This is a genomic window from Pseudomonas sp. EA_65y_Pfl1_P113, assembly GCF_963970525.1.
Taxonomy (GTDB): Bacteria; Pseudomonadota; Gammaproteobacteria; order Pseudomonadales; family Pseudomonadaceae; genus Aquipseudomonas; species Aquipseudomonas tritici.
In genome coordinates, this window is sequence record NZ_CAXAQM010000412.1 from 1 (window position 1) to 499 (window position 499).

General features: G+C 60.9%; 1 protein-coding gene. It reads left to right on the forward strand.

All coding sequences use genetic code 11. The features are described from left to right. Window positions 1-499, forward strand: a 499-nt coding sequence (locus AACY52_RS30325; protein ID WP_339561382.1) for a DegT/DnrJ/EryC1/StrS family aminotransferase, incomplete at both ends; no start/stop codon positions are given.

Consider the following 499-nt stretch of genomic DNA (forward strand, 5'->3'; position numbering starts at 1 on the left):
GGATGGCGGCGGAATCACCTGCGGCGATGATGCGTTGGCCGACAAGGTGGCGGCATTGCGCAACTACGGCTCAAAGGTGAAATATCACAATGAGGTAATCGGCTATAACAGCCGCTTGGACGAGATTCATGCCGCGTTTCTGCGCGTGAAGCTCGCACGGCTCGATGCCGACAATGCGCGGCGTCGTGATATTGTCGCCCACTACACGGCCGGGCTTGCCGCAACGGGCCTGACTTTGCCATTTGTGCCGAACTGGGCCGACCCGGTGTGGCATCTGTATGTTGTGCGCCATCCTGACCGTGCCGCGTTCGTTGAACGACTGAGCGGGGAGGGGATCGGCACGGTGATCCATTATCCGATCCCGCCGCATCTCCAGCCTGCCTACGCCGATCTGGGGTATGGTGATGGCGATTTGCCGATCAGCGAGGCAATCCATCGTGAGGTCGTCAGCCTACCGATCGGCCCGACCATGTCGGACGAGCAGGTCGAGGGTGTGATC